Consider the following 6,270-nt stretch of genomic DNA (forward strand, 5'->3'; position numbering starts at 1 on the left):
CCGGCCCGCTACGCCTGCGGTGCCGGCCCCGAACTCGCCCGGACCGTCAGCTCCGGCGCCAGCAGCACCACCTCGTCGCTGCCGCGCCCGTCGAGCTTGGCGACGAGCTGCTCGACGGCGCGCCGCCCCATCTCCTGCGCGGGGATGGCGACGGAGGTCAGCCGCACCGACGCCTGCACGGCGACCTGTTCCGGGCAGATCGCGACCACCGACACGTCCTCCGGCACCGCCCGGCCCTGCTGCCGCAGCAGGGCGAGCAGCGGCTCGACCGCCGCCTCGTTCTGCACCACGAACCCGGAGGTGCCCGGCCGCTCGTCGAAGATCCGGGCCAGCGTCAGCGCCATCGCGTCGTACCCGCCCTCGCACGGCCGGTGCAGCAGCCGCACCCCCAGCTCCCGGGCCCGGCCGCGCAGCCCCTCCAGGGTGCGCTCGGCGAACCCGGTGTGCCGCTCGTACACCCCCGGCGCCTCGCCTATGACCGCGAGGTCGCGGTGGCCGAGCGAGGCGAGGTGCTCCACGCAGAGCGCGCCGGTCGCCCGGAAGTCGAGGTCGACGCAGGTCAGCCCGGAGGCGTCGGCGGGCAGCCCGATCAGCACCGACGGCCGGTCGGTGCCGCGCAGCAACGGCAGCCGCTCGTCGTGGAGTTCGACGTCCATCACGATCATCGCGTCGGCCAGCCCGCTGCCCGTGACCCGGCGCACCGCGTCGGGCCCCTCCTCGCCGGTGAGCAGCAGCACGTCGTACCCGTGGCCCCGCGCGGCGGTGGCGACCGCGATGGCGATCTCCATCATCACCGGCACGTACATGTCCGTGCGCAGCGGGATCATCAGCGCGACGATGTTGGACCGGCTGCTGGCCAGGGCGCGGGCACCGGCGTTGGGGTGGTAGCCGAGCTGGCGGATACTTTCCTCCACCCGCTGCCGGGTGGTGCGGGAGATGGACCGCTTGCCGCTGAGGACATAGCTCACCGTGCTCGCCGAGACTCCGGCGTGCTGGGCGACCTCGGCAAGAGTGACCATCCAGCTCTCCAAAGTGTGTGAAGCGCTTCGACAGGCGCGTAAGGCGGACTGCGGGCGGGTGAGAGTGGTCTGACAGTAGCTTCAGCGGGGGTGGGTGTCCATACTCCGTCGAAGCGCTTCGACAGTCTTCTTCCCCGCCCGTTTCCCCGCCGCCCGCGCCGCGTTCATCGGCCGAACGGTCGCACGAAGGGTGGCCGGGCCGCCCCGGATCGGGTACGAACGATCCGGTAGCACCGATCAGTACCGTACATTCCCGATTTGATACCGATACGCGGCGAGGTGACCCTCATGTCCGCCCCAGCCACCCCCTCCTCCCGGCCCGCCGTCACCGAACGCGAGGCCCGGCAGGTGGCGGAGGACGCCCGGGAACAGCACTGGCGCAAGCCCAGCTTCGCCAAGGAGCTGTTCCTCGGGCGCTTCCGCCTCGACCTCATCCACCCCCATCCGCTCCCGGCCGCCGAGGACCGCTCGCGCGGCGAGGAGTTCCTCGCCAGGCTGCGCGACTTCTGCGAGACCGCCGTCGACGGGTCCGTGATCGAACGCGACGCCCGCATCCCCGACGAGGTGATCACCGGCCTGAAGGAGCTGGGCGCCTTCGGCATGAAGATCGACACCAAGTACGGCGGCCTCGGCCTGACCCAGGTGTACTACAACAAGGCCCTCGCCCTGGTCGGTTCCGCGAGCCCCGCGATCGGCGCGCTGCTCTCCGCGCACCAGTCGATCGGCGTGCCGCAGCCGCTGAAGCGGTTCGGCACCCAGGAGCAGAAGGACACCTTCCTGCCGCGCTGCGCCCGCACCGACATCTCCGCCTTCCTGCTGACCGAACCGGACGTCGGCTCCGACCCGGCCCGCCTGGCCACCACCGCCGTCCCCGACGGCGACGACTACGTCCTGGACGGCGTGAAGCTGTGGACCACCAACGGCGTCATCGCCGACCTGCTGGTCGTCATGGCCCGCGTCCCGAAGTCCGAGGGCCACCGGGGCGGCATCACCGCCTTCGTCGTCGAGACCGCCGCCGAGGGCGTCACGGTGGAGCACCGCAACGCCTTCATGGGCCTGCGCGGCCTGGAGAACGGCGTCACCCGCCTCCACCGCGTCCGGGTCCCCGCCGCGCACCGCATCGGCCCCGAGGGCGCCGGCCTCAAGATCGCCCTGACCACCCTCAACACCGGCCGCCTCTCGCTGCCCGCGATGTGCGTCGGCGCCGGCAAGTGGTGCCTGAAGACCGCCCGCGAGTGGTCGGCGGCCCGCGAGCAGTGGGGCAAGCCGGTCGCCTTCCACGAGGCCGTCGGCTCCAAGATCAGCTTCATCGCCGCCACCACCTTCGCCCTGGAGGCCGTCCTCGACCTGTCCTCCCAGATGGCCGACGAGGACCGCAACGACATCCGCATCGAGGCCGCCCTCGCCAAGCTCTACGGCTCCGAGATGGCCTGGCTGATGGCCGACGAACTGGTCCAGATCCGCGGCGGACGCGGCTTCGAGACCGCCGCCTCCCTCGCCGCCCGCGGCGAGCGCGCGGTCCCCGCCGAGCAGATCCTGCGCGACCTGCGCATCAACCGCATCTTTGAGGGCTCCACCGAGATCATGCACCTGCTCATCGCCCGGGAGGCCGTCGACGCCCACCTCTCGGTGGCCGGCGACCTGATCGACCCGGACAAGTCCCTCCAGGACAAGGCGAAGGCGGGCGCCCAGGCCGGCGTCTTCTACGCCAAGTGGCTGCCGAGACTGGTCGCGGGAGCGGGGCAGCTCCCCGGCTCGTACGGGCAGTTCAGACGCGAGGTCGACCTCTCCGGGCACCTGCGCTACGTCGAGCGCGCCGCCCGCAGACTGGCCCGCTCCACCTTCTACGCCATGTCCCGCTGGCAGGGCCGCATGGAGACCAAACAGGGCTTCCTCGGCCGGATCGTCGACATCGGCGCCGAACTCTTCGCGATGAGCGCCGCCTGCGTCCGCGCCGAACTGCTGCGCTCCCGCGACGACCACGGCCGGGAGGCGTACCAGCTCGCCGACGCCTTCTGCCGCCAGTCCCGGGTCCGCGTCGAGGAACTCTTCGGCCGCCTGTGGACCAACACCGACGACCTCGACCGCAAGGTCGTCAAGGGCGTCCTGTCCGGCACCTACACCTGGCTCGAACACGGCATCGTCGACCCCTCCGACGACGGCCCCTGGATCGCCGACGCCACCCCCGGCCCCAGCGCGAAGGAGAACGTGCACCGTCCCATCAGGTGAGACACGCCCCGGGTGTCCCTCGCGCGGGCGGGCACGCCACCCGCGTGCGGGACGCGCTGTCCTGCGCGGCGCCGGTTGGGGCAACAATGGGGGGATGAGCGACAGCCCTGCCCCCCTCGCCGACCCGCACCTCGTCTACGACCCCGTGGCGGGCGACGGCCCCAAGGACGTGGTGATCCTCGGCTCCACCGGGTCCATCGGCACCCAGGCCATCGATCTCGTCCTGCGCAACCCGGACCGCTTCAGGGTCACCGGCCTGTCCGCCAACGGCGGCCGGGTCGCCCTCCTCGCCGAGCAGGCGTACCGGCTGCGGGCGCGGACCGTGGCGGTGGCCCGCGAGGACGTCGTACCGGCGCTGCGGGAGGCCCTCCGGGCGCAGTACGGCGCGGGGGAGCCGCTCCCCGAGATCGCCGCCGGCCCGGACGCGGCCACGCGGCTCGCCGCCTCCGACTGCCACACCGTGCTCAACGGCATCACCGGCTCCATCGGGCTCGCCCCGACCCTGGCCGCCCTGGAGGCGGGCCGCACCCTCGCGCTCGCCAACAAGGAGTCGCTCATCGTGGGCGGCCCGCTGGTCAAGGCCCTCGCCAAGCCCGGACAGATCATCCCCGTCGACTCCGAGCACGCCGCCCTCTTCCAGGCCCTGGCCGCCGGCACCCGCGCCGATGTGCGCAAGCTCGTCGTCACCGCCTCCGGCGGCCCGTTCCGCGGCCGGACCAGACAGCAGCTCGCCTCCGTCACCGTCGAGGACGCCCTCGCCCACCCCACCTGGGCGATGGGCCCGGTGATCACCATCAACTCCGCGACCCTGGTCAACAAGGGACTGGAGGTCATCGAGGCGCACCTCCTCTACGACATCCCCTTCGACCGCATCGAGGTCGTCGTCCACCCCCAGTCCTACGTTCACTCCATGGTGGAGTTCACCGACGGATCGACGCTGGCCCAGGCCACGCCCCCCGACATGCGCGGCCCCATCGCCATCGGGCTCGGCTGGCCCGAGCGGGTCCCCGACGCGGCCCCCGCGTTCGACTGGAGCACCGCCTCGACCTGGGAGTTCTTCCCCCTGGACAACGACGCCTTCCCCTCGGTGGACCTGGCCCGGCGGGTCGGGCAGCTCGCGGGAACGGCCCCGGCGGTGTTCAATGCCGCCAATGAGGAGTGCGTGGAGGCGTTCCGCGCCGGCGCGCTGCCGTATCTCGGCATCATGGAGACCGTCACCCGGGTGGTCGACGAGCACGGCACCCCGCCGACGGGAACTTCCCTGACTCTCGCGGACGTCCTCGAAGCGGAGACCTGGGCGCGCGCTCGGGCCCGGGAACTGGCGGCACAGACGGCGGAGGCCCGTGCATGACGACCCTGATGTTCATCCTCGGCATAGTCGTCTTCGCGGTCGGCCTGCTGTTCTCCATCGCCTGGCACGAGCTGGGCCACCTGTCCACCGCCAAGCTGTTCGGCATCCGCGTCCCGCAGTACATGGTCGGCTTCGGCCCGACGATCTTCTCCCGGAAGAAGGGCGAGACCGAGTACGGCGTCAAGGCGATCCCGTTCGGCGGCTACATCCGCATGATCGGCATGTTCCCGCCCGGCCCGGACGGCCGCATAGAGTCCCGCTCCACCTCCCCCTGGCGCGGCATGATCGAGGACGCCCGCTCGGCGGCCTTCGAGGAACTCCGACCCGGCGACGACGAACGCCTCTTCTACACCCGCAAGCCGTGGAAACGGGTCATCGTGATGTTCGCGGGCCCGTTCATGAACCTGGTCCTCGCGGTCGCGCTGTTCCTCATCGTGCTGATGGGCTTCGGCATCTCCCAGCAGACCACCACCGTCAGCTCGGTCTCCCAGTGCGTGATCTCCCAGAGCGAGAACCGCGACAAGTGCACCAAGGCCGACGCGCCCTCCCCGGCCGCCGCCGCCGGACTCCGCGCCGGTGACGAGATCGTCGCCTTCGACGGCGTCCGCACCGACCAGTGGGACCGCCTCTCCGACCTGATCCGCGCCAACCCCGGCAAGGAGGTGCCGATCGTCGTCGACCGCGACGGCGAGCGGCTCACCCTGCACGCGAAGATCGCCACCAACCAGGTCGCCAAGAAGGACGGCAGCGGCGGCTACGTCCAGGGCGAGTACGTCACCGCCGGCTTCCTCGGCTTCAGCGCCGCCACCGGCATCGTCAAACAGGACTTCGGCGACTCCGTGACGTGGATGGGCGACCGGATCGGCGACGCCGTCGACTCCCTCGCCGCTCTCCCCGGCAAGATCCCCGCCCTCTGGGACGCCGCGTTCGGCGACGGCCCCCGCGAGGCCGACTCCCCGATGGGCGTCGTCGGCGCCGCCCGCGTCGGCGGCGAGATCTTCACCCTGGACATCCCGCCCACCCAGCAACTGGCCATGGCCGTGATGCTGGTCGCCGGCTTCAACCTCTCCCTGTTCCTGTTCAACATGCTCCCCCTGCTGCCCCTGGACGGCGGCCACATCGCGGGCGCCCTGTGGGAGTCGCTGCGCCGCAACGTCGCCAAGGTGCTGCGCCGCCCGGACCCCGGCCCGTTCGACGTGGCGAAGCTCATGCCGGTCGCCTACGTGGTCGCGGGCATCTTCGTCTGCTTCACCCTGCTCGTCCTGGTAGCGGACGTCGTCAACCCGGTGCGCATCTCCTAGCCACCGCGCATTCACGGTGGCCCGGCAGGCCCGTCCCGCGGGCCACCACCGCGCGGGGTGCGATTGTCGGTGTGATGTGCTCAGGCGGACCCCCGTGCCGTAATCTCGAAGCCCGGAGCCCGCCTGCTGACGGGACCGGATTTGATCCACGACTTGGGGTTGCACAGCAGATGACTGCGATTTCTCTCGGCATGCCGTCCGTCCCGACCAAGCTCGCCGAGCGCCGGAAGAGCCGGCAGATCCAGGTCGGCTCCGTGGCGGTGGGCGGAGACGCGCCGGTGTCGGTGCAGTCGATGACGACGACGCGTACGTCGGACATCGGCGCCACCCTCCAGCAGATCGCCGAACTGACCGCGTCCGGCTGCCAGAT

Annotated in this window: 5 protein-coding genes; 4 read left to right on the forward strand and 1 reads right to left on the reverse strand. The window is 71.5% G+C overall.

Features of this window, described 5'->3' with window-relative positions; genetic code table 11:
• Positions 1–8: 8 nt before the first annotated feature.
• Positions 9–1,019 carry a LacI family DNA-binding transcriptional regulator gene (locus ACFY32_RS21455; RefSeq protein WP_359193352.1) on the reverse strand — a complete coding sequence of 337 codons (1,011 nt, stop codon included), beginning with the start codon at positions 1,017–1,019 and terminating at the stop codon, positions 9–11.
• A gap of 288 nt (positions 1,020–1,307) precedes the next feature.
• Between ACFY32_RS21455 and ACFY32_RS21460 the strand changes: the two genes are divergently transcribed.
• The 4 genes from ACFY32_RS21460 to ACFY32_RS21475 all read left to right on the forward strand — a co-directional run.
• Positions 1,308–3,248 carry an acyl-CoA dehydrogenase family protein gene (locus tag ACFY32_RS21460; protein ID WP_390674968.1) on the forward strand — a complete coding sequence of 647 codons (1,941 nt, stop codon included), beginning with the start codon at positions 1,308–1,310 and terminating at the stop codon, positions 3,246–3,248.
• 94 nt (positions 3,249–3,342) lie between these two features.
• Positions 3,343–4,599, forward strand: a complete 1,257-nt coding sequence (gene dxr, locus ACFY32_RS21465; protein ID WP_390674969.1) for a 1-deoxy-D-xylulose-5-phosphate reductoisomerase — start codon at positions 3,343–3,345, stop codon at positions 4,597–4,599.
• 8 nt (positions 4,600–4,607) lie between these two features.
• Positions 4,608–5,900 carry a site-2 protease family protein gene (locus ACFY32_RS21470; RefSeq protein WP_359193882.1) on the forward strand — a complete coding sequence of 431 codons (1,293 nt, stop codon included), beginning with the start codon at positions 4,608–4,610 and terminating at the stop codon, positions 5,898–5,900.
• Positions 5,901–6,070: 170 nt separating this feature from the next.
• Positions 6,071–6,270: flavodoxin-dependent (E)-4-hydroxy-3-methylbut-2-enyl-diphosphate synthase (locus ACFY32_RS21475; protein ID WP_030422095.1), on the forward strand; the 200-nt coding region annotated here is incomplete at its 3' end.

Origin of the sequence: Streptomyces sp. NPDC000134 (assembly GCF_042899225.1) — a bacterium.
In the GTDB taxonomy this organism is placed as follows: domain Bacteria; phylum Actinomycetota; class Actinomycetes; order Streptomycetales; family Streptomycetaceae; genus Streptomyces.

What these genes read in the sequence shown, in the direction of transcription:
- dxr (WP_390674969.1), top strand. Translation starts at nt 3,343, where the DNA reads ATGAGCGACAGCCCTGCCCCCCTCGCCGACCCGCACCTCGTCTACGAC.
- ACFY32_RS21455 (WP_359193352.1), bottom strand. Translation starts at nt 1,019, where the DNA reads ATGGTCACTCTTGCCGAGGTCGCCCAGCACGCCGGAGTCTCGGCGAGC.
- ACFY32_RS21470 (WP_359193882.1), top strand. Translation starts at nt 4,608, where the DNA reads ATGTTCATCCTCGGCATAGTCGTCTTCGCGGTCGGCCTGCTGTTCTCC.
- ACFY32_RS21460 (WP_390674968.1), top strand. Translation starts at nt 1,308, where the DNA reads ATGTCCGCCCCAGCCACCCCCTCCTCCCGGCCCGCCGTCACCGAACGC.